Origin of the sequence: Leifsonia naganoensis (genome assembly GCF_013410615.1) — a bacterium.
Classification (GTDB): Bacteria; Actinomycetota; Actinomycetes; order Actinomycetales; family Microbacteriaceae; genus Leifsonia; species Leifsonia aquatica.
In genome coordinates, this window is record NZ_JACCHJ010000001.1 from 2,836,396 (window position 1) to 2,862,974 (window position 26,579).

At 70.8% G+C, this 26,579-nt stretch carries 22 protein-coding genes and 1 riboswitch; of the genes, 15 read left to right on the forward strand and 7 right to left on the reverse strand.

Going from position 1 to position 26,579, the window contains the following annotated elements:
• Position 1: 1 nt before the first annotated feature.
• The 10 genes from nrdI to nagB all read left to right on the forward strand — a co-directional run bounded on the left by nrdI (position 2) and on the right by nagB (position 11,598).
• Positions 2–400, forward strand: a complete 399-nt coding sequence (nrdI, locus tag HNR14_RS13740; RefSeq protein ID WP_179701484.1) for a class Ib ribonucleoside-diphosphate reductase assembly flavoprotein NrdI — start codon at positions 2–4, stop codon at positions 398–400.
• A 71-nt stretch (positions 401–471) separates the two neighbouring features.
• A complete protein-coding gene (nrdE, locus tag HNR14_RS13745) occupies positions 472–2,553 on the forward strand; it encodes a class 1b ribonucleoside-diphosphate reductase subunit alpha (RefSeq protein WP_218875631.1) in 2,082 nt (693 codons plus the stop codon).
• A gap of 62 nt (positions 2,554–2,615) precedes the next feature.
• Positions 2,616–3,590, forward strand: coding sequence for a class 1b ribonucleoside-diphosphate reductase subunit beta (nrdF, locus tag HNR14_RS13750; protein ID WP_179701486.1), 975 nt, complete (start codon positions 2,616–2,618; stop codon positions 3,588–3,590).
• Positions 3,591–3,696: 106 nt separating this feature from the next.
• Positions 3,697–4,980, forward strand: a complete 1,284-nt coding sequence (locus HNR14_RS13755) for an ROK family transcriptional regulator (protein ID WP_246311571.1) — start codon at positions 3,697–3,699, stop codon at positions 4,978–4,980.
• A gap of 98 nt (positions 4,981–5,078) precedes the next feature.
• Positions 5,079–6,425 (forward strand): extracellular solute-binding protein, encoded by a 1,347-nt coding sequence (locus HNR14_RS13760; RefSeq protein ID WP_021762939.1) that lies wholly within the window; start codon positions 5,079–5,081, stop codon positions 6,423–6,425.
• A gap of 96 nt (positions 6,426–6,521) precedes the next feature.
• Positions 6,522–7,490 carry a carbohydrate ABC transporter permease gene (locus tag HNR14_RS13765; protein WP_039922186.1) on the forward strand — a complete coding sequence of 323 codons (969 nt, stop codon included), beginning with the start codon at positions 6,522–6,524 and terminating at the stop codon, positions 7,488–7,490.
• Complete coding sequence (locus HNR14_RS13770) at positions 7,487–8,386, forward strand: carbohydrate ABC transporter permease (RefSeq protein WP_021762937.1); 900 nt, start codon at positions 7,487–7,489, stop codon at positions 8,384–8,386. The genes HNR14_RS13765 and HNR14_RS13770 overlap by 4 nt, the downstream gene beginning before the upstream one ends.
• Positions 8,383–9,921 carry a glycoside hydrolase family 3 N-terminal domain-containing protein gene (locus HNR14_RS13775; RefSeq protein WP_179701487.1) on the forward strand — a complete coding sequence of 513 codons (1,539 nt, stop codon included), beginning with the start codon at positions 8,383–8,385 and terminating at the stop codon, positions 9,919–9,921. Before HNR14_RS13770 ends, HNR14_RS13775 begins: the two co-directional genes overlap by 4 nt.
• Entirely contained in the window at positions 9,918–10,820 is a 903-nt protein-coding gene (locus HNR14_RS13780) for an ROK family protein (RefSeq protein ID WP_179701488.1), read from the forward strand. The genes HNR14_RS13775 and HNR14_RS13780 overlap by 4 nt, the downstream gene beginning before the upstream one ends.
• Positions 10,813–11,598, forward strand: a complete 786-nt coding sequence (gene nagB, locus HNR14_RS13785; protein ID WP_179701489.1) for a glucosamine-6-phosphate deaminase — start codon at positions 10,813–10,815, stop codon at positions 11,596–11,598. Before HNR14_RS13780 ends, nagB begins: the two co-directional genes overlap by 8 nt.
• An 85-nt stretch (positions 11,599–11,683) precedes the next feature.
• On the opposite strand, the gene nagA (HNR14_RS13790) is transcribed toward nagB, so the two are convergent.
• From nagA (HNR14_RS13790) to purU, 3 genes are read right to left on the reverse strand one after another with little or no spacing between them, the layout of a single operon-like run.
• Positions 11,684–12,838, reverse strand: coding sequence for an N-acetylglucosamine-6-phosphate deacetylase (gene nagA, locus HNR14_RS13790; RefSeq protein WP_179701490.1), 1,155 nt, complete (start codon positions 12,836–12,838; stop codon positions 11,684–11,686).
• The gene (locus HNR14_RS13795) at positions 12,838–13,197 is read right to left on the reverse strand and encodes a YrdB family protein (protein WP_248616277.1); all 360 of its coding nucleotides are present in this window, start codon (positions 13,195–13,197) and stop codon (positions 12,838–12,840) included. The genes nagA (HNR14_RS13790) and HNR14_RS13795 overlap by 1 nt, the downstream gene beginning before the upstream one ends.
• 22 nt (positions 13,198–13,219) lie before the next feature.
• Complete coding sequence (purU, locus tag HNR14_RS13800; RefSeq protein ID WP_021763983.1) at positions 13,220–14,095, reverse strand: formyltetrahydrofolate deformylase; 876 nt, start codon at positions 14,093–14,095, stop codon at positions 13,220–13,222.
• Positions 14,096–14,179: 84 nt separating this feature from the next.
• Between purU and HNR14_RS13805 the strand changes: the two genes are divergently transcribed.
• The 3 genes from HNR14_RS13805 (at position 14,180) to HNR14_RS13815 (ending at position 17,555) form a co-directional block, all read left to right on the forward strand.
• The gene (locus HNR14_RS13805) at positions 14,180–15,664 is read left to right on the forward strand and encodes a purine-cytosine permease family protein (RefSeq protein WP_179701491.1); all 1,485 of its coding nucleotides are present in this window, start codon (positions 14,180–14,182) and stop codon (positions 15,662–15,664) included.
• A complete protein-coding gene (locus HNR14_RS13810; RefSeq protein WP_179701492.1) occupies positions 15,661–16,209 on the forward strand; it encodes an isochorismatase family protein in 549 nt (182 codons plus the stop codon). Before HNR14_RS13805 ends, HNR14_RS13810 begins: the two co-directional genes overlap by 4 nt.
• 131 nt (positions 16,210–16,340) lie before the next feature.
• A complete protein-coding gene (locus HNR14_RS13815) occupies positions 16,341–17,555 on the forward strand; it encodes an MFS transporter (RefSeq protein ID WP_179701493.1) in 1,215 nt (404 codons plus the stop codon).
• Here HNR14_RS13815 and HNR14_RS13820 read toward each other — a convergent pair.
• The 3 genes from HNR14_RS13820 to HNR14_RS13830 form a co-directional block, all read right to left on the reverse strand.
• Complete coding sequence (locus HNR14_RS13820; protein ID WP_179701494.1) at positions 17,536–19,665, reverse strand: sigma-70 family RNA polymerase sigma factor; 2,130 nt, start codon at positions 19,663–19,665, stop codon at positions 17,536–17,538. The two genes, HNR14_RS13815 and HNR14_RS13820, sit on opposite strands and share 20 nt — an antisense overlap.
• Before the next feature lie 271 nt (positions 19,666–19,936).
• Positions 19,937–21,097, reverse strand: coding sequence for an N-acetylglucosamine-6-phosphate deacetylase (gene nagA / locus HNR14_RS13825; protein WP_179701495.1), 1,161 nt, complete (start codon positions 21,095–21,097; stop codon positions 19,937–19,939).
• Between the two features lie 24 nt (positions 21,098–21,121).
• The gene (locus tag HNR14_RS13830) at positions 21,122–22,093 is read right to left on the reverse strand and encodes an ROK family protein (RefSeq protein ID WP_343064489.1); all 972 of its coding nucleotides are present in this window, start codon (positions 22,091–22,093) and stop codon (positions 21,122–21,124) included.
• Positions 22,094–22,153: 60 nt separating this feature from the next.
• Here HNR14_RS13830 and HNR14_RS13835 point away from each other — a divergent pair, with 60 nt between their 5' ends.
• On the forward strand, positions 22,154–23,395 hold the full coding sequence (locus tag HNR14_RS13835; protein ID WP_246311572.1) for a hypothetical protein: 1,242 nt from the start codon (positions 22,154–22,156) through the stop codon (positions 23,393–23,395).
• A gap of 25 nt (positions 23,396–23,420) precedes the next feature.
• Here the strand turns inward: HNR14_RS13835 and HNR14_RS13840 are convergent, their stop codons facing one another.
• Positions 23,421–24,932 (reverse strand): family 20 glycosylhydrolase, encoded by a 1,512-nt coding sequence (locus tag HNR14_RS13840; protein ID WP_179701496.1) that lies wholly within the window; start codon positions 24,930–24,932, stop codon positions 23,421–23,423.
• Positions 24,933–25,065: 133 nt separating this feature from the next.
• A riboswitch (ZMP/ZTP riboswitch) is annotated at positions 25,066–25,164 on the forward strand.
• Positions 25,165–25,197: 33 nt separating this feature from the next.
• Here HNR14_RS13840 and glyA point away from each other — a divergent pair.
• A complete protein-coding gene (gene glyA / locus HNR14_RS13845) occupies positions 25,198–26,523 on the forward strand; it encodes a serine hydroxymethyltransferase (protein ID WP_021765119.1) in 1,326 nt (441 codons plus the stop codon).
• Positions 26,524–26,579: the final 56 nt, after the last annotated feature.

Sequence of the window (26,579 nt, forward strand, 5' to 3'; positions counted from 1 at the left end):
CGTGAGTCGCCTCGTCTACTTCTCGTCCGTGTCGGAGAACACGCACCGCTTCGTGACGAAGGTCGGCGTCCCGGCGCAGCGCATCCCGCTGCGGGCGCACGAGCCTCGGCTGCACGCGACCGAGCCGTTCGTCCTCGTCCTCCCCACCTACGGCGGGGGAGAGGATCGGGCGGCCGTGCCCAAACAGGTCATCCGCTTCCTCAACGACGACGGCAACCGCCGCCTCCTGCGCGGCGTGATCGGCGCCGGCAACACCAACTTCGGGCCCGCCTACGGCATCGCCGGCGACATCGTCGCGGCGAAGTGCGGCGTGCCCCACCACTACCGCTTCGAGCTCTTCGGCACCGCCGAGGACGTCGCCGCGGTCCAGAACGGATTGGAGACACTGTGGCGACACTGACCGCCGACACCCTGACTGCGGAACCCCTGAGCGCGGAGGCTCCCGCGGCCGACTACCACGCGCTCAACGCGATGCTGAACCTCTACGACGAGGAGGGACGCATCCAGTTCGAGCGCGATCACGAGGCGGCGCGCGAGTACTTCCGCCAGCACATCCTGCCCAACAGCCTCCGCTTCGACTCCGTCGCGCAGCGCCTCGCCTACCTGGTCGACAACGACTACTACGACTCCGATGTCCTGGGCCGGTACTCCGTGGCTGCTGTCGAGCGTCTCACGTCCCGCGCCGAGTCGCACCGCTTCCGGTTCGCGACGTTCCTCGGCGCGTTCAAGTTCCACACCTCTTACGCCCTCAAGAGCTTCGACGGCGGCACCTACCTCGAGCGCTTCGAGGATCGAGTCGTGATGGTCGCGCTCACCCTCGCGGCAGGCGACGAGGAGTTCGCCGGCCGCCTCGTGGACGAGATGATGGCGGGCCGGTTCCAGCCGGCGACGCCGACGTTCCTCAACGCGGGCAAGGCGCAGCGCGGCGAGCTGGTCTCGTGCTTCCTGCTGCGTATGGAGGACAACATGGAGTCCATCGGGCGCGGGATCACCTCGGCCCTGCAGCTCTCCAAACGCGGTGGCGGCGTCGCCCTGCTCCTCTCCAACATCCGGGAGGCGGGCGCCCCGATCAAGCAGGTGCGCAACCAGTCCTCGGGCGTCATCCCCGTGATGAAGCTGCTGGAGGACTCGTTCAGCTACGCGAACCAGCTCGGTGCGCGGCAGGGCGCCGGTGCCGTGTACCTCAGCGCGCACCATCCCGACATCCTGCGCTTCCTCGACACCAAGCGCGAGAACGCGGACGAGAAGATCCGCATCAAGACGCTGTCGCTCGGCGTCGTGGTGCCCGACATCACGTTCGAGCTCGCGCGCGACAACCGGCCGATGCACCTGTTCAGCCCGTACGACGTCGAGCGCGTCTACGGGGTGCCGTTCGGCGACATCGCGGTGAGCGAGAAGTACGACGAACTGGTCGCCGACCCGCGCATCCGGAAGACCACCATCGACGCGCGCGCGTTCTTCCAGACGCTGGCCGAGATCCAGTTCGAGTCCGGCTATCCGTACATCGTTTTCGAGGACACGGTGAATCGCGCGAACCCGATCGCCGGGCGCATCAACATGTCGAACCTGTGCTCCGAGATCCTGCAGGTGAACAGCCCGAGTACCTACTCCGACGACCTCACCTACCAGCACGTCGGTACCGACATCTCGTGCAACCTCGGCTCGCTGAACATCGCGATGGCGATGGACTCGCCCGACTTCGGGCTGACCGTGGAGACGGCGGTCCGCGCTCTCTCGGCCGTCTCGGACCAGAGCCGGTTGTCTGCTGTGCCGTCGGTCGAGCGGGGCAACGACAGCGCCCACGCCATCGGGCTCGGGCAGATGAACCTGCACGGCTACCTGGCGCGGGAGCGCATCCACTACGGAAGCGCGGAGGGGATCGACTTCACGAACATCTACTTCTGCACGGTGCTGTTCCACGCCCTCCGCGCCTCCAACCGGATCGCCATCGAGCGTGGGGAGACGTTCGGCGGCTTCGCCGAGTCGGCCTATGCCTCCGGCGCGTTCTTCGAGAAGTACACCGACCGGGCCTGGGAGCCGGCGACGGATCGTGTGCGTGCGCTCTTCGCGGAGGCGGGCGTGAGCATCCCGACGATCGCCGAGTGGGAGGCGCTACGCGACAGCGTGCGCGAGCACGGGCTCTACAACCAGAACCTGCAGGCCGTGCCGCCCACCGGCTCGATCTCGTACATCAACAACGCGACGTCGTCCATCCACCCGATCGCCTCGAAGGTCGAGATCCGCAAGGAGGGCAAGCTCGGCCGGGTCTACTACCCGGCGCCGTTCCTCACGAACGACAACCTCGAGTACTACCGCGACGCGTACGAGATCGGGCCCGAGAAGATCGTCGACACCTACGCCGCGGCGACCCAGCACGTGGACCAGGGGCTGTCGCTCACCCTGTTCTTCCCCGACACCGCCACGACCCGGGATATCAACCGGGCGCAGATCCACGCCTGGCGGTCGGGTGTGAAGTCGATCTACTACGTGCGCATCCGGCAGCTCGCCCTGGAGGGCACGGAGGTCGAGGGCTGCGTCAGCTGCATGCTCTGACCCTGCGCGCCGTGCGCGACCTGCACGAATCACACGAACCACACCAACGAACGAGGAGAACCATGACCGAGAAGGCCGCGCTCATCCGGCGCGTCGACGCCATCAACTGGAACAGGGTGGAGGACGAGAAGGACGTCGAGGTGTGGAACCGCCTCACCGCCAACTTCTGGCTGCCCGAGAAGGTGCCGCTCTCGGGTGATGTGCAGTCCTGGGCGACGCTCACCCCGGAGCAGCAGACGCTGACCATGCGGGTGTTCACCGGGCTGACCCTGCTCGACACGATCCAGGGGACCGTCGGCGCCGTCTCGCTCATCCCGGATTCCCTCACCCCGCACGAGGAGGCCGTCTACACGAACATCGCGTTCATGGAGTCGGTGCACGCCAAGAGCTACTCGTCGATCTTCTCGACGCTCGCCTCCACGCCCGAGATCGACGCCGCATTCGACTGGTCGACCGAGAACGGGGCGCTGCAGACGAAGGCGCGGATCGTGCTCGACTACTACACCGGCGACGACCCGCTGAAGCGCAAGGTCGCGTCGACCCTCCTGGAATCGTTCCTGTTCTACTCCGGCTTCTACCTGCCGATGTACTGGTCGAGTCGGGCGACGCTCACGAACACGGCCGATCTCATCCGGTTGATCATCCGCGACGAGGCCGTGCACGGCTACTACATCGGCTACAAGTACCAGCGCGGGCTCGAGCGCGTGGGGGAGCGCACGCGTCAGGAGCTGAAGGACTACACGTACGCGCTGCTCCAGGACCTCTACGAGAACGAGCTGGAGTACACGGCCGACCTCTACGACGGCGTCGGCCTGACGGACGACGTCACCAAGTTCCTCGCCTACAACGCGAACAAGGCGTTGATGAACCTCGGCTACGAGGCGCTCTTCCCGGCCGCGGCGACCGCCGTGAACCCGGCCATCCTGTCCGCCCTCTCGCCCAACGCCGACGAGAACCACGACTTCTTTTCCGGATCGGGGTCGTCGTACGTCATCGGGACCGCGGTGGAGACGGAGGACGAGGACTGGGCGTTCTGATCCGCGGGGCGGGCTGAGTGCACTCCGCCCGCCCTGGCGAACGCCACGTGAATTCCGTCCGAAATTCTGCTTGCAATTCTTTTGTTCGTAAGCTTTACTAACAAACATGACCACGACGAAGACGCAGGGAATGGGAGCCGCGACAGCCGCTCCCATCGCCGCAGATGCGACCGTGGTCCCGGGCGTCGTGGCCGTGCATGGCACGACCGTCGCCGGCACCGCGACCGGCGCGACCGGTGCCGGCGTCACCGGCGCGGCGCTCGTCCCGGGCCGCGCGCTGCGACCGCAGGCCAAGGTGCTCCCGGAGCACGCCCGCAGCCACAACCGCTCGCTCGTCCTGCAGACGCTGTTCCGCTCGGGGGAGCTCAGCCGCGCCGACATCGCCCGCGAGACGGGCCTGACCCGGGTCACCGTCTCCGACCTGGTCGCCGAGCTCATCGCCGAGGGGCTGGTCGTCGAGCTGGGGCAGCGCGAGTCCGCCCGTCCGGGCAAGCCCGCCGTGCTCCTGGACATCAATCGCACGGCCCACCAGATCATCGGCGTCGACCTCAGCGACCACGACCGCTTCCGCGGCGCGGTGATGGACCTCGACGGGGCCATCCTCGCCTCGGCCGAGGTGCCGCTCGAGAGCGCGACCGGCGATGCGGCCACCGCGAAGGTCCGCGCCCTCGTCGAAGACCTGGTCCGGCTCGCGACCGCGCCCGTACTGGGGATCGGTGTGGGCTCGCCCGGCGTCGTCGACCTCGCCGGCACCATCCTCACCGCCCCCAACCTCGGCTGGCACGGGCTCGCGCTCCAGGCGGAACTCCAGGCCGCCACCGGCCTGCCCGTCATCGTCGCCAATGACGCCAACGCCGCGGTGCTCGCCGAGCACAGCTACGGCGGCGCGACCGGCGACCTCATGCTCATCCGGGTCGGCCACGGTATCGGCGCCGGACTGATCGTCGCCGGTGCCCTCGTCTACGGCAGCCACTTCGCCGCGGGCGAGATCGGCCAGGTCATGGTCGGGACGGACCTCGGGCTCGAGGCCACCTACAGCCGCGACCAGGTGCTCGAGCACTGGCTCAGCGTCCCGCAGCTGCGGCGCGGGATGGCGCAGGCCCAGGCCTCCGGCGCGGACGTCACGCCGGCTCTCCGCGAGGCCGGCCAGCGCCTCGGCATCGCCCTCGCCCCCGTCGTGGGCGCCCTCAACCTGTCGGAGATCGTGCTCAGCGGCCCGACGGACCTTCTCGATGGCCCCCTCGCCGAGGCGACCATCCACACGCTCCGGAGCCGGACGATGGCCGAGAACCACGCCGACCTCGCGCTCCGGATGACCACGCAGGGGCAGGACATCGTCTTGCGCGGCGCGGCCGTACTCGTCCTCTCCGGACGGCTCGGGGTCTCGTAACACAGCAATCCGGATCCACCGACCCCTGCACCACGGTGTGGCAACCGCACACACTGACCACCTGAACAAAGCCCGATCATTTTTGAAAGGACAGTGCAATGAAGAGAAAGCTCGTCGGCCTCGCCGCTGTGGCTACAGCTTCCGCTCTCGTGCTCGCGGGATGCGCCTCCGGCGGATCATCGGCGCCCAGCACCGACGGGAAGGGCAAGACGGTCACCCTGTGGCTGGTCGGCTCCGACACCCCGGATGAGCTGCGCAACTACCTCAAGACCGAGTTCAACAAGGAGACCGGCGCGACGCTCAAGATCGAGCAGCAGGACTGGGGCGACATCGTCACCAAGCTCACCACGGCCCTCCCCGACGCGAACAACACGCCGGACGTGACCGAGATGGGCAACACCCAGTCCCCGACGTTCACCAACGTCGGCGCGTTCCTCGACATCTCCGACGAGTACAAGGACCTCGGCGGCGACAAGCTGCTCCAGTCCTTCGTGGACGCCGGAAAGGTCGACGGCAAGAACTACACGCTGCCGTACTACTTCGGCTCGCGCTACATGTTCTACCGCAAGGACGTCTACGCGGCGGCCGGCGCCACCGTGCCGACCACGCTCGACCAGTTCAACACCACGGTCGCCGACATCACCGCGAAGAACCCGAAGGCGATCCCGAACTTCTCCGGCTTCTTCCTCGGCGGTCAGGACTGGCGCGACGGCATCTCCTGGATCTTCGCCAACGGTGGAGACATCGCCAAGAAGCAGGGCGACAAGTGGGAGGCCACGCTCGACTCCGAGGGTTCGCTGAAGGGTCTGCAGCAGCTGCAGGACATCTACAAGAACGCGTCCAAGGCCCCGAACGACGCCAAGGACTCGAACCAGTACATCTACCTGAACGACAGCGACCAGACGGTCGACGCCACCGGCAACAAGACCGGTGACACCTCGCTCGCCGCCGCCACGATCATGGCGCCGGGATGGGCGCACTGGTCCATCGGCGACCTGTCCGAGAAGGACGGCAAGCCGGTCCGCACCTGGAACGACCAGACGTTCGGCACGTTCGTCCTGCCGGGCAACGACGGCAAGCCCGCCCCGGTCTTCGCCGGCGGCTCGAACATCGGCATCTCGGCCAAGTCCAAGAACCCGGGCCTGTCCAAGACCCTCCTGAAGATCATCTTCTCGAAGGAGTACCAGGAGATGCTCGGCAAGAACGGCCTCGGCCCGGCGAACTCGGACTACATGTCCTCGCTCGGCGACGACCAGTTCGCGAAGGCGCTCATCGAGTCCGCGTCCAACTCCAAGCTCACCCCGGCCGCGCCGGGCTGGGCCAAGGTCGAGGCCGCGAACGTCATGGAGGAGTTCTTCTCCAAGATCCGCGACGCGTCGGACCTGAAGGCTCTCGCCCAGGAGTACGACACGAAGATCGACGCTCTCCTCAACGAGAAGAACTAGTCGTTCACTCTCGCACCACCTAGCAGGTGAGGGCGCGGAAGGCACCCCTTCCGCGCCCTCGCTCCTGCCCCCATCATTCTCGGAAGGAGGACCGACGTGACCACCACCCAGGAGACCCCCGCGGCGACCGGCCGCCCGGCCCGCCCGGCGCGCACCCCGAAGCAGGGAGCCCCCCGCCCCCGCAAGCGCCAGCTCGCCCCCTACATGCTGCTGCTGCCGGCCATCGCCATCCTGCTGCTCGCCCTCGGTTACCCGATCGTGTGGCAGGTCATCACCTCCATGCAGCACTTCGGGCTCGCGCAGCAGTTCGGCCAGCCCGCCCCGTTCGTGTGGTTCCAGAACTACATCACCCTGTTCTCCGACCCCTACATGTGGATCGTCGTCGGCCGGTCGATCGCCTTCTGCCTCGTCACCGCCGCCGTGACCGTGATCATCGGCGTCGGCCTCGCCCTGCTGATGACCGGCGTGCACGCCGTCGTGCGCGTCATCCTCCAGATCGCCCTCCTGCTCGCCTGGGCCATGCCGGTCGTCGCCGCGATGACCGTCTGGAACTGGCTGTTCGACTGGCGCCGCGGCCTCATCAACAACGTGCTGAGCTCCTGGGGCCTCGACTTCCAGGGCCACAACTGGCTGCAGAACCCGCTCTCGTTCTTCTTCGTCGCCATGATCATCGTGGTGTGGATGAGCGTTCCGTTCGTGGCCTTCTCGGTCTACGCCGGCCTGACCCAGGTCTCCGGTGAAGTGCTCGAAGCCGCGCAGATGGACGGCGCCAAGGGCTTCCAGCGGCTGCGCTACATCATCCTGCCGATGATCCGACCCGTCCTCGGGATCGTGCTGCTGCTGCAGATCATCTGGGACCTGCGCGTCTTCACGCAGATCAAGCTGCTGCAGGACAAAGGCTCCATCGCCAGCGAGACCAACCTGCTCGGCACCTACATCTACCAGCTCGGCGTCGGGTCGAGCGACTTCGCGATGGCCAGCGCCGTCTCGGTGTTCGTCCTCATCCTGACCGTCGCCCTGAGCTGGTTCTACGTCCGCTCGCTGATCAAGGAGGACGAGTCGTGACCACCGCATCCACCGCATCCGCCACCGCCGCCACCGCGGCCCCCGCCCGCAAGCTGCGCCAGAAGGTCCGCCCCTCCCGCATCGTGCTCGGCGTCGTCGCGATCGTCCTCGCCCTGATCTGGGTCTTCCCGGTCTACTGGATGGTCAACTCGTCTCTCCTGCCGAACGTCGTGCTGCAGAACTCCACGCCCACGTGGCTGCCGTTCGGCGGCTCGTTCGACAACTTCACCGCCGTCATCGACGGGGGCACGTTCTTCCCGGCGCTCGGGATGAGCCTCACCATCGCGCTCATCACGGTCGTCGTCTGCCTCGCGTTCGCCTTCCTCGCCGCCCTCGCCATCAGCCGCTTCCGCTTCCGCGGCCGCACGTCGTTCGTGCTCGCCGTGCTGCTCATCCAGATGCTGCCGGCGGAAGGCCTGTTCATCGCGCAGTACAAGCTGATGGGGAGCCTCGGCCTCCTGAACAGCGTCATCGGCGTCAGCATCCTCTACATCGCCGCCGTCGTGCCGTTCACGATCTGGATGCTGCGCGGCTTCGTCGCCGGCATCCCGGCCGACCTCGAGGAGGCCGCCATGGTGGACGGCCTCAGCCGCACCCAGGCGTTCCTGCGGATCACCTTCCCGCTCCTCGCCCCGGGGCTCGTCGCCTCCGGCGTGTACGCGTTCCTCCAGGCGTGGAACGAGTTCACGGTCGCCCTCGTCATCCTGCAGGAGAACAGCAGCCAGACGCTGCCCCTCTGGCTGCGCGGCTTCATCCAGCAGTCCGCCTCCCGCGCGACCGACTGGGGCCAGGTCATGGCCGCGTCGACCCTCGTCGCCGTGCCGGTGATCATCTTCTTCCTCATCGTGCAGGGCCGGATGACCAGCGGGCTCGTCAGCGGGGCGGTGAAGGGGTGACCGGCACGGCCGCCGCCGAACCCCGCCTCCTCGACCCCCGCCTCGCCCGCCGCATCGCCGCGACCCTCCTCCCCGGATTCGTCGGCACGACCCTGCCGGGCTGGCTGGAACAGCGGCTGCGGGACGGCCTCGGCGGCGTGTGCGTGTTCGGCCCGAACATCGTGTCGGCCGAGCAGCTGCGCGCACTGACCGACGCGATCTACGCGGCCAACCCCGAGGCGATCGTGGCGATCGACGAGGAGGGCGGCGACGTCACCCGCCTCCACTACGCCACCGGATCGCCCTACCCGGGCAACGCGGTGCTCGGCCGCCTCGGCGACGCCGAGCGCACCGAACAGGTCGCGGCCCGTGTCGGGGCCGAATTGCGCGCCGTCGGCGTGAACCTCGACTTCGCGCCGGACGTCGACATCAACTCCAACCCGGACAACCCGGTGATCGGTGTGCGCAGCTTCGGCGTCTCCCCGGAGGTGGTGGCCGAGCAGGGCGCCGCATGGGTGCGCGGCCTCCAATCGGCCGGCGTCGCGGCCTGCGCGAAGCACTTCCCGGGTCACGGGGACACTGCCCAGGACTCGCACCTCGCGCTCCCTGTCGTGGATCTGTCGGCCGCCGAACTGCGCGAGCGCGAGCTGGTCCCGTTCCGTGCAGCGGTGGAGGCCGGTACCCGTACCGTCATGACCTCCCACATCCTCCTGCCGCAGCTGGACGCCGCGCTGCCCGCCACCTTCAGCCACCCGATCGTCGAGGGGCTGCTGCGGGGCGAGCTCGGATTCGACGGCCTCGTCGTCACCGATGCGCTCGACATGCTCGGCGCCAGCGGCGAGCGGGGCATCCCGGAGGCCGCCGTGCTGGCGCTCGCCGCGGGCTGCGACCTGCTGTGCCTCGGCACGGAGAACACCGACGAGCAGCTGACGGCGATCGTGGAGGCGGTCGCGGACGCGATCGCCACCGGCCGGCTGTCCACCGGGCGGGTGGAGGAGGCCGCCGCCCGGGTGATCGGTCTCGCCGGAGAACTCCGGGACGAGCCGACGCCCACGCAGGCCGACTCTGCGCCGACCGCCGGCGCGAGCGCCGTCGATGCCGAGGAGGCGCGCGCCGTCGTCCCCGCCTTCGAACTGGCCGACGCCGCCCGATCCTGGCTGGGGGAGGGCCGCACGGCCGCCTCCGTCGTCCGGCTCGAGACCGTCGCCAACATCGCGGTGGGCACGGCGCCGTGGGGGCCGTTCGCCGAGACTGCGACCGGCACGGACGACGACGCGGCCACCGCGTTCGCCGCCCTCCCCGTCGCCGTGGTCACCGAGGACGACGCTGCGCCGATCGGGCTCCCCGATGGCCCGGTGCTCGTGATCGGCAAGGACAACCACCGGCACGCGTTCGCCCGCGACACGATCGACCGGCTGCGCGCGGAGCGTGACGACGTGCTCGTCGTCGACATGGGCTGGCCCGCCGACGACCGCCGATACGCCGACATCGCGACGTTCGGCGCCTCCCGCCTGCTCGGCCGCGCCCTGCTCGACCTCCTCGGCCCCGGCTCATGAGGCTCGGGATCGACATCGGCGGCACCAAGACCGACGCGGTCGCCGTCGACGAGAGCGGCGTGCTCGCGCACCGGATCCGCCTCGCCACCGGCTTCGGGAGCCCCGCCGTGGTGGAGACCGCCCTCACGGCCGTCTCGCGCATCGGCGAGCTGACCGGCATCGATGCGCCCGGCTTCTCCTCGATCGGCATCGGCATCCCCGGACTGGTCGACACCGCGTCCGGCGAGGTCGCGCACGCCGTCAACCTCGGTGTGGACCGCCTCCCGCTGGGCGGCGAGCTGGCCGAACGGCTCGGCGTCCGCGTGCGGGTGGAGAACGACGTGAAGGCCGCGGCGCTCGGCGCCTACGACGTGCTCGGCCTGGCCGGCACGATGGCGTACCTCAACCTCGGCACCGGGATGGCCGCCGGGATCGTGGTGGGCGGCAGGCTGTGGCGAGGAACGTCCGGCATCGCCGGCGAGATCGGGCACATCCCGATCGACCCCCTGGGGGCGGAGTGCGCGTGCGGCCAGCGCGGCTGCCTTGAGACCGTCGCGAGCGGCTCGGGCATAGCGCGTCAGTGGCGCACCGACGACCCGCTGCCGGCGCGTTCGCTCTTCGCGGCGGCGGCAGCCGGGGACGGCGCGGCGCAGGCGATCAAGGATAGGCTTGCCGAGGGCATCGCTGCCGCAGTGCGCGTCCTGGTGCTGGCCGTCGACGTCGACACCGTGGTGATCGGTGGCGGCCTCAGCCATCTGGGCGACCCGCTGCTCGGCGACGTCCACGAGGTGCTCGAGGACTGGGAGCGCACATCGCCGTTCCTCGCCTCGCTCGCGCTGCCGCAGCGCGTGCGCCTCGTCCCACCAGGATCACCAGTCGCTGCCCTCGGGGCCGCGATCGTAGGAGGAACGCATGGCTGAAGTCGTCGTCGTCAAGGATCAGGCCGCCGCGGGCGCCCTGGCCGCAGAGAGCATCGTCGACCTGATCTCCGGCAAGCCGGACGCGGTGCTCGGACTCGCGACCGGATCGACCCCGCTGCCCGTGTACCGGGCGCTGGCGTCGCTGATCGCGGAGCGCGGCGTCGACGTCTCGCACGTGCGCGGGTACGCGCTCGACGAGTACGTGGGTCTGCCCGCCGGGCACCCCGAGTCGTACCGGTCGGTCATCCACCGCGAGGTCGTCGAGCCGCTCGGGCTGACGCCGTCGCTCATCCACGTGCCCAACGGCGCACGGGAGACCATCGAGCACGCCGGCGCGGACTACGAGAAGGCCATCGCCGAGTCGGGCGGGGTCGACGTGCAGATCCTCGGCATCGGCACCGACGGCCACATCGGCTTCAACGAGCCCGGCTCCTCCTTCGCGTCGGTCACCCGCGTGAAGACCCTGACCGAGCAGACCCGCAAGGACAACGCCCGCTTCTTCGACTCCGAGGACGACGTGCCGATGCACTGCATCACGCAGGGCCTCTCCACCATCCTCAAGGCCCGCCACCTGCTGCTGCTCGCGTTCGGCGAGGGCAAGGCGGAGGCGCTGGCCGGCGCCGTCGAGGGACCGATCTCGGCCTCCAACCCGGGCTCGGCCATCCAGCTGCACCCGCGCGTGACCGTGCTGGTCGACGAAGCCGCGGCCTCCGGCCTGCGCAACCTCGACTACTACCGCTACGCCTACGCGAACAAGCCGGCCTGGCAGAAGCTGTAGGAACGGCAGGCGCTCCCACCGGAACTCCGGCGGTGTCGTTGCCGACCTCCGGAGTTCCGGCGTTTCGGCCGGGTAGTAGGCGGCGTCAGTTCAGGATGCGGCCGTCGGCGACCACGGTACGCACGTGCCACTCGTGGTCGAGCACGACCGCATCGGCGGCGTAACCGCGCTGCAGGCGGCCGAAGCGGTGGTCCTCGCCGAGGGCCTTCGCCGGCGTGTGCGTCAGGGCGGTGACCGCGTGGACGGGGTCGAGCCCGACCTGACCGACGGCAACGCGCAGGGCGGCGTCCTGCGTCAGCGTCGAGCCCGCGATCGTGGACGTTCCCGAGAGGACCGCGAGGCCCTCCTTGACGGTGACGTTCAGCCCGCCGAGCCGGTAGTCGCCGTCGGAGGCGCCCGCCGCCGCCATCGCGTCGGTCACCAGCGCGACGCGGCCGGGAGCGGCGGTGAAGAGCAGCCGCGCCACCGAGGGGTGCACATGCAGGCCGTCGAGGATGAGCTCGAGCGTGACCTCGGGGTTGTCGATCGCGGCCATGACCGGGCCCGGGGCGCGGTGGTGGATGCCGTTCATCGCGTTGAACGCGTGGGTGAGCAGGCGCGCCCCCACCTCGAATGCACGCGCCGCCTGGTCGTAGTCGGCGGCGGTGTGGCCGACGCCGACGACGACGCCCGCCTCGATCAGCACGCCGATCGCCTCTAGGGCGTTGGGCAGCTCGGGAGCGATGGTGGCCGCGCGGAGGGTGCCGCGCGCCGCGCCGATCAGCTCCTCGACGGTTGCGGGACCCGGCTCGCGGAGGAACTCCGCGTCGTGCGCGCCGCGGCGCTCGACGGCCAGGAACGGGCCTTCGAGGTGCGAGCCGAGCACGAGCGGGTCCGCCTCGGCCAGATCGGCGACGATGGCGAGACTCTCGCGCAGGGAGGCGAGGGGATTGGCGACGTGCGAAACGAGGGAGCGCGTCGTGCCGTGCGCACGGTGCGTCGCGAGAGCGGCGAGCATCTCCTCCGGACCGTCGTCGTACGGGTGCCCGCCGCCGCCGTGGCAGTGCAGGTCGATGAAGCCGGGGGTGAGCCAGTGGCCGGCGGCATCGACAACGGTCGCGCCGGGCGCACGGGCGGCCTCGTGCCAGCCCGTGCCGGAACCGGTGGCGACGATCGTGCCGCCCTCGGCGACCAGCCAGAACTCGTCGACCAGCCCGTCCGCATCCACTTTGCGGGCGTCGTGGACGACGAGCGCGGTCATCAGAACTCGCGCCGCCCGTTGATCACGCCGCTCACGGTCGCGATGACGGCGAAGACCACGGCGACGACCGGCTGACCGAGATCCCACCAGGCGAACGCCGCGGCGCCCATCACGAGCACCTCGACCAGCGCCTTCACGAACGCGTCGACGTGCAGGACGGCCTTCGGGGAGCGGAAGAGGGCCCACAGCAGGATGGCGACGACCGGGGTCGCGATGCCGAAGACGATGTTCCAGGGCAGTGGCCACGCCACGAACCCCCAGATGCCGAGCGTGACCACGGCGAACAGCTCGAGCACGAACCGGAGGATGTCGTTCGGTCCGATCCGGAGGCGGGCCTGCTGGTCTTGCGCGGAAGTCACCACGTCATTCTACCGGCGGAGGTCAGCGGAAGATGATGGTCCGGGCGCCGTCGAGCAGCACACGGTCCTCCGCGAACCACTTGACCGCCTGGGTGAGCGTGCGGCTCTCCTCGTCCTGCCCGATCGCGACGAGCTGCTGCACCGTCTGCGAGTGGTCGACGCGCACGACGTTCTGCTCGATGATCGGGCCCTCGTCGAGGTCGCTGGTCACGAAATGCGCGGTCGCGCCGATCAGCTTCACGCCGCGGGCGTGCGCCTGGCGGTAGGGGTTGGCGCCCTTGAAGCCGGGGAGGAACGAGTGGTGGATGTTGATGGCGCGGCCGGCGAGTTTCTCGCAGAGCTCGGGGGAGAGGATCTGCATGTAGCGCGCCAGCACGACGAGCTCGATGTCGTGCTCCTCCACAGCGGCGAGCACGCGCGCCTCGAACGCGGCCTTCGACTCCGCGTCGGTCACCGCCTGGGACTCGAAGGGCACGCCGTAGAACCCGGCGAGGTCGCGCAGGGTGCCGTGGTTGGAGAGTACCAGGGGGATCTCGATCGGGAGCTGCCCGGCGCGCTGGCGGAAGAGGAGGTCGTTGAGGCAGTGCGCGGCGGTCGACGCCAGCACCAGGGTGCGCAGCGGGCGACCGACGTAGTCGACGTTGTGCGACATCCCGAACCGCTCCACGACCGGCGCGAGCGCGCTCTCGAACTCCTCGCGGCTCGCGCCCGACTCCACCTGGAGCCGCATGAAGAAGCGGCCGGTGTCGAGACTGGCGAACTGCTGGCTCTCGGTGATGTTGCCGCGCGCGGAGACGATCGCCCCGCTGACGGCGTGCACGATCCCCGGCTGGTCGGCGCAGCTGAAGGTCAGCACCCAGTGGTTGGCCTGGCCGGGGGTGTCGGAGGTCGCGGTCATCGGCTCAGGATATCGTCCCGCGGGGTCCGCCTCGCGCCGCGCCCGGCTGTTGACGCGCCGCGGCGCGTGCACTTGGATCGGTGCATGACCAGCACCGGCGAGGACGCGCCCGACCGGGCGCCCGCCTCCCTCCCCGCCCCCGGATCGGCGTTCGGCGTCGAGCTCAACGGGCTCAACACGATCGACGAGAGCGAGCGGAAGGGGCGCGCGAGCGGTCTCTTCTGGCCGTGGTTCGGCGCGAACGTCTCGGTCTTCGGCCTGAGCTACGGCTCGTTCCTGCTCGGGTTCGGGATCTCGTTCTGGCAGGCGACGATCGTCGGCGTCATCGGGATCGTGGCTTCCTTCCTGCTGTGCGGCGTGATCGCGCTCGCAGGCAAGCGCGGCTCGGCGCCCACGATGGTGCTCAGCCGGGCCGTCTTCGGGGTGCAGGGCAACCGCGTCCCGTCGCTGCTCTCCTGGCTGCTCACCGTGGGCTGGGAGACCGTGCTCACGGCGCTGGCGGTGCTCGCGACGGCGACCGTCTTCGAACGGCTCGGCTGGGAGGGCGGCGTCGTCACGAAACTCGTCGCGCTCATCGTGGTGGTCGCCCTTGTCGTGGTCGGCGGCGTGATCGGCTTCCACCTGATCATGCGCATGCAGATGGTCATCACCATCGTCACCGGGGTGCTCACGCTGTTCTACATCGCGCTGGTGCTCGGCCACATCGATCTCACCGCGGTCGGCGCGCTGCCCGCGGGCGATGTGCCGCACGTGATCGGCGGCTTCGTGTTCATGCTCACCGGCTTCGGCCTCGGCTGGGTGAACGCCGCTGCCGACTACTCGCGGTACCTCCCGCGCTCGACCCGCAGCGGGGGAGTGGTGGGATGGACGACCTTCGGCTCGTCGCTGGCACCGGTCCTGCTCCTGGTCTTCGGCATCCTGCTCGCCGGCTCGTCGACCTCCCTCTCCGAGGCCATCGCGGCCGACCCGATCGGTGCGCTCGCGTCGCTCTTGCCGACCTGGTTCCTCGTGCCGTTCGTGATCGTCGCCGTGCTCGGCCTCGTCGGCGGCGCGGTGCTCGACATCTACTCGTCCGGGCTCGCACTGCTGAGCGTGGGCGTTCGGGTGCCCCGGTACGTCGCCGCGGGGATCGACGGCGTGATCATGACGGCCGGCGCGATCTACGTCGTCTTCTTCGCCGGCGACTTCCTGGGCCCGTTCCAGGGCTTCCTCATCACGCTCGGCGTGCCGATCGCGGCGTGGTGCGGCATCTTCGTCGCCGACATCGCCCTGCGGCGCCGCGACTACGCGGAGGCCGACCTCTACGACGCGCGCGGCCGGTACGGCTCCGTGCGCTGGCTGCCGATCACCCTCATCGTCCTCGGCACGGCGATCGGGTGGGGACTGGTGACGAACAGCGCTGCGGCGTGGCTGGGCTGGCAGGGCTACCTCCTCGGTCCGCTCGGCCTCGGCGGAACCCAGGGCGACTGGGCGTACGCCAACCTCGGCGTGCTCGTCGCCCTGGTGATCGGCTTCGCCGGGACCGCTCTCTTCTCGCGCGGCGCGATCCGGCGGCAGGAGGAGCGGTGACCGCTCCCGTGCTGGTCGTCATCGACATGCAGGAGGTGTTCGCGAGCCCCGCGAGCGGCTGGTCGACCCCGGGCTTCCCCGACGCGGAGCTCGGCGCCGCGCGGCTGCTGCCCGCCTTCGGCGACCGCGTGGTCTTCACCCGCTTCACGGCTCCCGAGCAGCCGCAGGGCGCCTGGGTGCGCTACTACGAGGACTGGCCGTTCGCGCTCGTCCCGCCGGACGACCCGCTCTACGACCTGGTGCCGGCCTTCCGCGACAACGGTCACCCCGTCGTGACCGAGACGACCTTCGGCAAGTGGGGGAGCGCGCTGCGGGACGCCATCGGGGACGCGGACGAGATCGTGCTCGCCGGCGTCTCGACCGACTGCTGCGTGCTGTCGACGGCGCTCCCCGCCGCCGACGCCGGGGTGCGGGTGCGGGTGGCCGCCGACGCCTGCGCCGGGCTGACGGCGCAGGATCACCAGCGCGCGCTCGACGCCATGGCGCTCTACGCTCCCCTCATCGAGATCGAGACCACCGAGTCCATCCTCAGGACGGTCCGGTAGACTCTTCTGCGGTCGCCGGGTCCCGCGCGGCCCTGGGCGCGCACATCAGCGCGTAGTCGACCCTCTCTTCCTCTCTCGCCGATGGATCGGCCGGATCGAGGGGGAAACGCCGTTCGTTGGACAGCACCTCCATGACTGCCTCTTCAACGTCGCCACTGGCAACCGTTCCGAAGTTCCCCTGGGTGGGCCTGCTCGCGCTCGCCGCCGCCGTGTTCCTCTCCGTCACGAGCGAGATGATCCCGACCGGGCTGCTGCCCGACATGAGCGCCTCTCTCGGCGTCAGCGAGGCGCAGGTCGGCCTCCTGGTGACCGTCTTCGCCTTCACCGTCGTCGTCACGAGCACCCCGCTCACCGCCCTCACCCGGCGGTGGCCGCGGCACGGCATGATCGTCGGCGTGCTCGTGGTGCTCGGGCTCTCGAACCTCCTCACCGCCTTCTCGCCGGATTACGCCTGGGTCGTCGCCTCCCGCATCATCGGCGGCATCGCCCACGGCATGTTCTGGTCGATCGTCGGCGCCTACGCCGGGCACCTCGTCCCGAAGGAGCAGATCGGCCGCGCCGTCTCGATCACGCTCGGCGGCGGGACGCTCGCGTTCGTCTTCGGCGTCCCCCTCGGCACCTTCGCCGGGCACCTCTTCGGCTGGCGGCTCTCGTTCGGGATCCTCGCGGGCCTCATGTTCGTGGGAGCCTTGCTCGTCTGGCGCTTCCTGCCCGCGGTCGAGCGGGACGAGGATGCGGCCGGTCGCCGTGACCGCAGCCTCCCGCGCCCGAAGGACCGCACCATCCCGACCGTCATCATGGTCTGCCTCATCGCCGCCGTGACGATGATCGGGCACTACTCGTTCTACACGTTCGTCGTGCCCTTCCTCACCGGCCCGATGGGTGTCGCCGCCGGTGACGTCGGCGGGCTCCTGTTCATCTACGGCATCGCCGGCGCGATCGGTCTCGTGCTGGCCGGCTCGGTCCTGGGGCCGAGGCCGCAGTTCGGACTGCTGCTCGCCCTCGTCGTGACCGGCGTGGCCGTCGCGGGTCTCGCGGCGTTCGCCGGCCAACCGGTGCTCGCCCTGATCGCCTTCGTGATCTGGGGACTCGCCTTCGGCGCGCTCCCGCCCCTCCTGCAGACGCGTCTGCTGCACACCTCGTCGCCGACGTTCCGCGACACCGCCAGTGCGCTCTACACGACGTCCTTCAACATCGGCATCGGCGGCGGAGCGCTCCTCGGCTCGCTGATCTTCGACGCGGGCGGCCTGATGCTGCTGCCGATCGTCTACATCGTGCTGCTGGCTGTCTCGCTGGTGCTGGTACTGGTCGTGGGCCGGATGGCCGTCAGAGCAGCCCGGGCGTGACCGTGGCGTCCACGACGATCCCGTGGCGGTCGCCGAAGTCGTAGCCGAACCCGACGCGATAGGTGCCGGGTGCTCCCGTCCAGAGGTACTCCTGCGAGGCGGTGCCGTCCGTGTTCGTCTCGAGCGACTGACCGGCGGGCTGTCCGTTCACATAGAGCAGCAGCCGCGCGCCGGGCAGGCCGTCCGCGGTCATCGTGATGGACATCCCCGACGTCGTCGCGGTCACGGACGGCGCCAGCACGGTCCCCGTCGCAGGGACGGACGGGTCCGAGCGGTTGCCGAGCACGTCCGTCTGACGGGCGGTCAGCGCGAACGACGGTGAGGCGAGGAGGAGCTCGGGCGTGGTCCACGCGCCGGCGGCGTCGGCGGTCACGGTGACCAGCGGCACGTCGCCGTCGGAGACGTCGACCGTCGCTCCCGGCTCCGCGTTCCCGGAGACGATCGGCGCGGCGGAACCGGCGGACCCACCGGAGCCGGTGTCGACGCTCGTGATCTGCGGGGGGAGTGCGGTGCGGTCCACCACGAGGGTGCGTGTGACGGCGTCGGACGTTCCGTCGGCCGTGGTCTGGGCGACGGACACGGTCCAGCTCCCGTCGCCGAGCGCCGACAGGTCGAGCGCAAGGCCCCAGGCGCCGGACGCGTCGGCCGTCGCGGTGCCGAGAGTGAGGGCTGCTGCGGCGACGGCGCGGGCCTCCGAGCCTGGCGTGCGCGCCGCGGTCACCGCGATCACGGCTGAGGGTGCTCCCGTGCCGGATGCGTCGATGGTCTGCGCGTTCGTGGTGTACCCGTCGGCCGGGAACGACCCGGAAAGCACGGGAGGCTGCGGGCGCGGCCCCACGGGAGTGACCGGCGTCGTCGGGGTGACGGGCGTCGTGGGGGTCGCCGCGTCAGGAACGGACGGCGTCGGCGCGGTCGGCGCGACCACCCTCGACGGTGCGTCAGGGGTCACCGGCGCCGGGGAGGCGGGTGCGGGCGCGGCAGGCGCAGGGGGCGCGGTGTCCGGACCCGTGGACGAATCGGACGGCCCCGGAGCCGCGGGCGACGCCGGGTCGGCGACGGCTGCGCTCGTCGGCGTGGGAGCCGAGGCGAAGAGGGCCGGCCCGAAGACGAAGGCCCCGGCCACCGCGGCGGCGACGAGCACGCCGCCCACGGCGAACGACGTGATGGTGGCCGCGCTCGCGCCGGCACCGCCGGCTCCTCCGGTAGAGCCTCCCGAAGCCGTGCTCGACGCTCCCATCGTCGTCGCGCCGACACCGGCACCGGCGCCCCCGGTCGCGGCAGCGGGCATCGCGGCCCCGGCCGCACCGAGGGCGTACGGGACGGTGTGGGCTCCGCTCTGCATCCAGGCGGAGTAGGCCGTCGCGCCACCGACGCCCGCGATCAGCGGCAGGAGGACGAGCGCCATCCGCGAGCCGACGTCCTTCGCCTCCTCGGCGACGATGGTGCAGCGCGCGCAGTCGAGCAGGTGCGCCTCCACCTTCGCGGTCTCGCGCTTGCCGAGCCCGTGGCGCGCGTAGGAGCCCAGCCGCTCGGTGGTCCAGTGGCAGTTCGAGTCCTCCGGCACCGCTGCCAGGTGCGCCTGGATCCACGCCTGGCGCAGACCCTCCCGTGCGCGATAGGCGAGCGCGGCGACGGCGTTCGCCGACATGCCCAGGAGCGGGGCGACGTCGGCCGGCTTCATGCCCTCGACCTCGCAGTACCACAGCACCTCCTGCCACCGGGTGGGGAGGGTGCGGAATGCGTTCGCGGTCAGGGAGCGGTCGAGCGCTTCCAGGCCGGCGGCCTCGGTGAACGCCGGGTCCTCGATGGTGTCCGCGTCGTCGATCGGCGTCTCGCGCGCTCGCCGCCCCCAGGAGGCGGCGACATTGCGCACCGTCGTGAAGAGGTAGGCGCGGAAGCCGGAGGTGGGACCGTGGCCGTTCGCGATCGCCTGGTAGATCTTCGCGTACGCCTCGGCGACGAGGTCGTCGGCGTCGAGATCGCTGTGCGACCGCGCCACGGTGAGCCCGGCGCGCGCGTGCCGCCGCCAGAGCTCGGCGAACGCGTTCCGATCGCCCGCACGCGTCGCGTCGACCAGCTGGAGGTCGGAGAGGTCGGACACGTCGGACATCCCATGATTCTCCCGTATCGCGGCCGCGAAAGGGCTGTGGGAGAGGGGCCGGCGGGAGTCGCCGAAATATTTCACAGAACCGGCGTCATGGATCGCGGCGGTCGCGGTCTCTCAAGACGTGGCCGCCGCACAGGGGGCGTCCGTGCCACGCCCGTGCCGGACCCGAACCGGCACGAGCACGATGGTGACCGACGACCCGAACGCCGATCACCGTCGACGAGGGGATCCTCGAGGGCCGGGTCCAGAACACGGATCCGGCCCCGGGCCCCGCTCAGCGAGCGACGGGATCACCGTCCGTGAAGACCTGGAGCACGCGGAAGTCGCCGTCGAGCAGCACGGCATCCGCCGCGTACCCCGGCGCGAGCCGGCCGAGATCGTCGCCACGCCCGACCGCGGCCGCCGGCGTCTGGGTGAGCGCCAGCACCGCGTCCTCGACGGGGAGGCCGACCTCCTGCACTGCGCGCCGCAGAGCGTCGTCGAGCGTCAGCGTCGAACCGGCGATGGAGCCGCCCTCGGCGAGACGTGCGACGCCGTCCCTGACCTGCACGGCGAGCGAGCCGAGCAGATAGTCGCCGTCCTCCGCGCCAGCGGCGGCCATCGCGTCGGTGATGAGCGCGACGCGACCCGGAGCCGCGGCGAACAGCATCCGGACGACCTCCGGGTGCACGTGCACGCCGTCGTTGATGATCTCCAGCGTGACGCCGGCCGTGCGGGTGGCCGCGGCGACCGGGCCGGGAGCGCGGTGGTGCACGCCGTCCATGCCGTTGTAGGCGTGGGTCAGGATGCTCGCGCCCGCCGCGAACGCCTCCATCGTCTGCGCGTAGTCGGCGGCGGTGTGGCCGACGGCGACGGCGACACCGGCCGCGCTGAGGGCGCGCACGGCGTCCAGGCCGCCCGGCAGCTCCGGGGCGATCGTGATCTGCCGCAGCGTTCCGTCGGCGGCCGCCAGCAGGAGGTCGATGTCCTCCGGCGTCGCCGAGCGCAGCAGGCTCGGCTCGTGCGCGCCCTTGTGGCCGACGTCGAGGAACGGGCCCTCCAGGTGCGACCCGAGCACGCGGGAGTCCTCGCGGCTGAGCGCCGCGATCTCCCGCACGCTCTCGGCGAGGCGGTCGACGGGCGCGGTCACCAGGGAGACGACCGCGCGGGTGGTGCCGTGGCGCTGGTGCAGGTCGAGCGCCCGCCGGATGCGCTCCGGACCGTCGTCGTAGCTCGCTGTCGCGCCGCCGTGCCCGTGGATGTCGACGAAACCGGGCGTCAGCCACGCGCCATCGGCGTCCGTGACCGAGACCGTGTCGTCGCTGACGACCGCTGAACGCCAGTCGTCTCCGGTCCCCGTGGCGGCGATCGTGCCCCCGTCGAACCGCACCCAGGCGTTGTGGACGACGTGGCCGTCGCTGACGAGACGGGCGGAATGGATCACATGCGCGGTCATTTCATCGACGATACCGTCGCCGGGTCAGGCGACCGGTTGCGGGACCGCGGCGGCGAGCAGATCGCGCGCCCGCAGCGCCGCGCCGATCACGCCGGCGTTCTCGCCGATGCTCGCGGGGAGCAACGCCGGTCGGTGCTGGAAGGTGAGGATGCCCTCCAGCCGCTCGGCCAGCGGGACGAACAGTGCGTCGCCCGCCTGCGAGAGGCCGCCGCCGATCACGATCGCCTCGGGCGAGAGCAGCGCGACCGTGTGCGAGATGTCGAGGGCGAGCGCGTCCAGGGCGCTCGCCCAGACGGCGATCGCATCGGTGTCGCCCGCCTCGGAGCGCTCGAGCACCTCCCGGGCGCCCGGGACCGTCGCCCCGGTCGCCGCGTTGTACCGGCGCGCGATGGCCGCCGCCGACGCGACGGCCTCCAGGCAACCGACACCGCCGCACGCGCACACCGGGCCGTCCGCGACGCGGGAGTGGCCCATCTCGCCGACCAGACCGCCGCCGACGAGCAGCCGGTCGTCGAGGAAGACGGCGCCGGCGATCCCAGTGCCGATCGCCATGAACACCACGTCCCGGTAGGGCGCCGCCGCTCCCAGCCGCTTCTCCGCCTGGCCGGCTCCGCGCACGTCGTGGCTGAACGACACCGGCACGCCGAGGGCCGCTGCCGCGCGGTCGCGGAAGGGGTACTCGCGCCAGCCGAGGTTCTCGGCGAAGACCCCCACGCCGCGCTCGTCGTCCACGTGCCCGGGGACCAGCAGACCGAGCGCCTCCGGCTCGATGGCGGGATGCGTCGCCCGGAACTCGTCGGCGATCGCGACGACGGCTGCGACGACGGCGTCCGCCGTCGCGGGGCCCTCATGCGGGGTCGGTCGCCGCACGATCTCGACGATCCGCCCGTCGGCGTCGATCAGCGCGGCCTTCATATCCGTGCCGCCGACATCGATGGCGAGCACCGGCGCACCGGGACCCAAGGGAGCGGAAGAGGGGTCGGTGAGTACGTTCACATGTACAGGATCCCATCCCCGGCGCCCGCGCATGCTCACCGGAGTAGTATCCCGCTGAGCATGTCAGCGGGAATCACGAGCACAGCGCCCACGCCGGGAGCCGGGACGCGCGTACGCGGAGACCGGGTGCGCCTGGCCGGTCGCGACCTCCCCTGGTGGGGCGCGACCTTGATCGTCTACGCCTCCTCGCGGGTGCTGACGACCGTCTTCATGCTGTCGCTCTACGTCGCGGCGACGGTCGGCAACTGGCCGTTCGCCAGTTCGCGGCAGGACCCGACCTTCTTCACGTTCTCGTCGTCCTGGGACGGCTCGTTCTACCAGCGCATCGCATCCGGCGGGTACCCGGCGACGCTCCCGACGGACGGCGGGGGCGACGTGCAGCAGAACCCCTGGGCGTTCCTGCCGCTCTACCCGGCCGTGGTCCGCGGGCTGATGGCTGTGACCGGCCTGCCGTTCGCTCCCGCGGGCGTGCTCGTCGCGACCCTCTTCGGAGCCGGTGCGGCGCTCGTGCTGTACCGCATCGTCCACGCGCGGGGCGGCACGGTCTCGGCCCTCTGGGCGACGGTGTTCTTCTGCTTCGGCCCGCTCTCGTTCGTGCTGCAGATCACCTACGCGGAGAGCATGTTCTTCTTCCTGATGTTCGCCGCGCTGCTGGCGATGATCCGGCGGAGGTACTGGCTCGTCATCCCGTTCACCGTGGCGGCGGCGTTCGCCAAACCGGGAGCGCTCGCCATCCCGCTGGCGCTCGCGGTCGTCTTCGTCGTGCGCATCGTGCAGGAGCGCCGGGGCATCGGCACGTTCGGGATGCGCGAGCGCGTCGCCGTGCTCGTCGCCGGCTCGGTCACCGCGATCGCAGGCCTGGCCTGGCCGCTCATCGCCTCGCAGGCGACCGGGACGCCCGACGCCTACGTGTCCACCGAGCTCTCCTGGTGGACCGGCTTCATCGGGCACGTGTCGTTCGTGCCCCTGACGCCGTGGTTCCTCTTCACCTGGAAGTACGCGGGCATCGCCGGGGTGCTGCTGGTGCTCGCGGTGATCGCCGGATTCGCGTGGCTGCTGCGCAGGCCGGGCGTCCGCGACCTCGGCACCGAGGTGGTGGCCTACTCGGCCAGTTACGGTCTCTACCTGGTGGCGGTGTTCCTGCCGCAGCAGAGCCTGTTCCGGCTGCTGCTCCCGCTCGCGCCGCTCGGCGGTGCGCGCGGTCTCACGCACAGCCCGCGGGCGCGGACCATCGTGCTGGTCGCGGGCGTCGCACTGCAGCCGGTCGCGCTGATCCTGCTGTGGTTCCTCGGCTACCCCTGATCGCGTCGGCGCGCGGTCCGCGCGATCAGCGTGCGGCGTTCTCCGGCCACGGCACTTCGGTCGTGCGACGGTAGGAGGTGCCCGCGGCATCCCAGTGCTCCGCCAGTTCGGCGATACGCACCGCGAACTCCGGGAAGTCGCGGGTGGCATCCACCGGCTCGGTGTCGGCGGGCGCGGGTGACCAGCCGATCTCGGCGACGGCGGCGAGCCGTGGGAAGACCATCTCCTCGGCCTCCTGGATGGTCGTGACGGTCTCCGTCCACAGCGGCGCCTCGACGCCGAGGATGTGTGCCTCGGCGAGACCGGGGACGATGCGGGCCGGGTCCCACTCCAGGGCGTCCCGCAGCGTCGTCGGGCCGTCGGCCCAGTCCTGGCCGATCGCGTCGCCCTCCTCGTAGACGATGTCGAGATAGGCGACATCGGCGGGGGAGAGGATGGCCGCGCCGCCCTGCCGCACGAACGACAGGATGTCGTCGGCGGCCGATCCGCGCGGCGTGCGGTAGTCCCAGTACTGGCCGACGGTGCCCTCCGGCAGCGCGTCGCAGGCGCCCATCTCGTGCCAGCCGACCGGGGTCTTCCCGGCGTCAGCGACCAGGCGGGCAGCGTGCCGGATGAAGGCGACGAAGTCCTCGCGCGAGGTGCTCAGGCACTCGTCGCCGCCGATGTGGAGGAACGGACCCGGCGTCAGCGCGGCGACCTCGCCGATGACGTCCGCGAGAAAGCGCTCCGTCGCCGGGTCGCCGGTCATCAGGGTGCTGAAGCCGACGGTCGTTCCCGTGTAGAGGGCTGGCGCCACACCGTCGGGATTCAGCTCCGGGTACGACGCAAGAGCCGCGTTCGTGTGGCCCGGCATGTCGATCTCGGGGACGACGGTGATGTGGCGTTCCGCCGCATAGGCGACGAGGTCGCGGTACTCCTCCTGCGTGTAGAACCCGCCGGCGCCGCCGCCCGCGGCGGTCGACCCGCCGACGCTCGTCAGCTCGGGCCACGACGCGATCTCGAGTCGCCAGCCCTGGTCGTCGGTGAGGTGCAGGTGGAGGTGGTTGACCTTCAGCAGCGCGATCGCGTCGATGAAGCGCTCGACATCCCGGACCGGGAAGAAGTGCCGCGCGACGTCGAGCATCGCGCCGCGGTAGGCGTAGCGCGGGTAGTCCCGCACGTGCACGGCCTCGATCGTCAGCGGGTCGTCGGAGCAGGAGGCGGGGACGAGCTGGCGCAGCGTCTGCACGCCGTGGAGCGCACCGGCCGCGGTGGCCGCGCCGATGCGTACGCCCTCCGGGGCGACGTCGAGCGAGTACCCCTCCTCGCGATGCCCGTCCGGCCCCTCGTGCTCGGCGACCACGATGGCGATGTCACCGTACTCGGGCGGCTCGATCACCACGACGAGTTCGCGGTGGCAGTCGCGGCGGAGCGCGTCGCGCAGGAGGGCGGCCACCCCCTCCGCTCCGGCGCCCGCGACACTGATCCGGGCCGTCGGGCCGAGGACGAACGGTGCGTCGGTCGTGCTCACGAGCTCGACAGGGCGGGGTATGACCACGGAGGCTCCTCATGTGGCTGGGTGTTGCTCGGGCAGCGGCCGCGTCCGTCCACCCCCCGGACGGCCACCAGCGAGTATCGCAGGCCTCCTAACTAATGGGCAAGGGTCCGGGACCTGCGCGCCTTTGCTATGCTGGGCGAGTCGCGACTGGCGCTCAGATGGTCACCATCGGGGAGCGACGACGGTACCTCGAAAGCATGGGTGGATTCGGCCGCGCGCCTGGGTCGATACGTACACTGTCCATCCCTGTCCGAAGGAGCCCGTAGTGACCGACACCCTGCCCTCGACCTTCACCGCCCCGCTTGCGGAGGTCGACCCCGAGATCGCGGAGGTGCTGCAGCTCGAGCTCGGCCGCCAGCGCGACTATCTCGAGATGATCGCCTCCGAGAACTTCGTGCCGCGTGCGGTGCTGGAGTCCGTCGGCTCGGTCCTCACCAACAAGTACGCCGAGGGCTACCCCGGCCGCCGCTACTACGGCGGCTGCGAGTACGTCGACATCGCCGAGCAGCTGGCGATCGACCGGGCGAAGAGCCTGTTCGGCGCCGAGTACGCGAACGTCCAGCCGCACTCCGGCGCCTCCGCCAACGCCGCGGTCCTCTCTGCGATCGCGACCCCCGGCGACACCATCCTGGGCCTGGAGCTCGCCCACGGCGGCCACCTGACCCACGGCATGAAGCTCAACTTCTCGGGCAAGCTCTACAACGCCGTCTCGTACGGCGTCGACCCCGAGACCTTCCTCGTCGACATGGACGTGGTGCGCGACAAGGCCCGCGAGCACAAGCCGCAGGTCATCATCGCCGGCTGGTCGGCCTACCCCCGTCACCTCGACTTCGCCGCGTTCCGCGAAATCGCGGATGAGGTCGGCGCCAAGCTCTGGGTCGACATGGCACACTTCGCCGGCCTCGTGGCCGCGGGCCTGCACCCGTCGCCCGTGCCCTACGCGGACGTCGTCAGCTCGACCGTGCACAAGACCATCGGCGGTCCACGCTCCGGCTTCATCGTCAGCCGCGACACCGAGCTCGCCAAGAAGCTCAACTCCAACGTGTTCCCCGGCCAGCAGGGCGGCCCGCTCATGCACGTGATCGCCGCCAAGGCGACCGCGTTCAAGCTCGCCGCGACCGAGGAGTTCAAGGACCGCCAGGCGCGCACCATCCGCGGCGCCCAGATCCTCGCCTCCCGCCTCACCGCCGACGACTCGCGCGCGGCCGGCGTCGACGTGCTCACCGGCGGCACGGACGTGCACCTGGTGCTCGCCGACCTCCGCAATTCGCAGCTCGACGGCCAGCAGGCGGAGGACGTGCTGCACGAGGTCGGCATCACGGTCAACCGAAACGCGGTGCCGTTCGACCCGCGCCCGCCGATGGTCACCTCCGGCCTCCGGATCGGCACGCCGGCCCTCGCGACCCGCGGCTTCGGCGACACGGAGTTCACCGAGGTGGCGGACATCATCGGCAGCGCCCTCGTCCCCGGCGCCGACACCGCCGCGCTGCGCTCGCGCGTGGACGCGCTGACCGCGGCGTTCCCGCTCTACCCGGGCCTCACGCCCTCGGGCCAGGACGCCTTCCCGGTCGAGCTCCCCTCCTCGATCTGACACTCCCCACCCTCGAGTACACGAAAATCGGGCGAAAGCCGCCGAGTACGCAGATG

Excerpts from the sequence above, each read along its gene's own strand:
- nrdE (WP_218875631.1), top strand. The coding sequence starts at position 472 with ATGCTGAACCTCTACGACGAGGAGGGACGCATCCAGTTCGAGCGCGAT.
- nrdF (WP_179701486.1), top strand. The coding sequence starts at position 2,616 with ATGACCGAGAAGGCCGCGCTCATCCGGCGCGTCGACGCCATCAACTGG.
- HNR14_RS13755 (WP_246311571.1), top strand. The coding sequence starts at position 3,697 with ATGACCACGACGAAGACGCAGGGAATGGGAGCCGCGACAGCCGCTCCC.
- HNR14_RS13760 (WP_021762939.1), top strand. The coding sequence starts at position 5,079 with ATGAAGAGAAAGCTCGTCGGCCTCGCCGCTGTGGCTACAGCTTCCGCT.
- HNR14_RS13780 (WP_179701488.1), top strand. The coding sequence starts at position 9,918 with ATGAGGCTCGGGATCGACATCGGCGGCACCAAGACCGACGCGGTCGCC.
- nagB (WP_179701489.1), top strand. The coding sequence starts at position 10,813 with ATGGCTGAAGTCGTCGTCGTCAAGGATCAGGCCGCCGCGGGCGCCCTG.
- nagA (WP_179701490.1), bottom strand. The coding sequence starts at position 12,838 with ATGACCGCGCTCGTCGTCCACGACGCCCGCAAAGTGGATGCGGACGGG.
- purU (WP_021763983.1), bottom strand. The coding sequence starts at position 14,095 with ATGACCGCGACCTCCGACACCCCCGGCCAGGCCAACCACTGGGTGCTG.
- HNR14_RS13805 (WP_179701491.1), top strand. The coding sequence starts at position 14,180 with ATGACCAGCACCGGCGAGGACGCGCCCGACCGGGCGCCCGCCTCCCTC.
- HNR14_RS13815 (WP_179701493.1), top strand. The coding sequence starts at position 16,341 with ATGACTGCCTCTTCAACGTCGCCACTGGCAACCGTTCCGAAGTTCCCC.
- HNR14_RS13820 (WP_179701494.1), bottom strand. The coding sequence starts at position 19,665 with ATGTCCGACGTGTCCGACCTCTCCGACCTCCAGCTGGTCGACGCGACG.
- nagA (WP_179701495.1), bottom strand. The coding sequence starts at position 21,097 with ATGACCGCGCATGTGATCCATTCCGCCCGTCTCGTCAGCGACGGCCAC.
- HNR14_RS13835 (WP_246311572.1), top strand. The coding sequence starts at position 22,154 with ATGTCAGCGGGAATCACGAGCACAGCGCCCACGCCGGGAGCCGGGACG.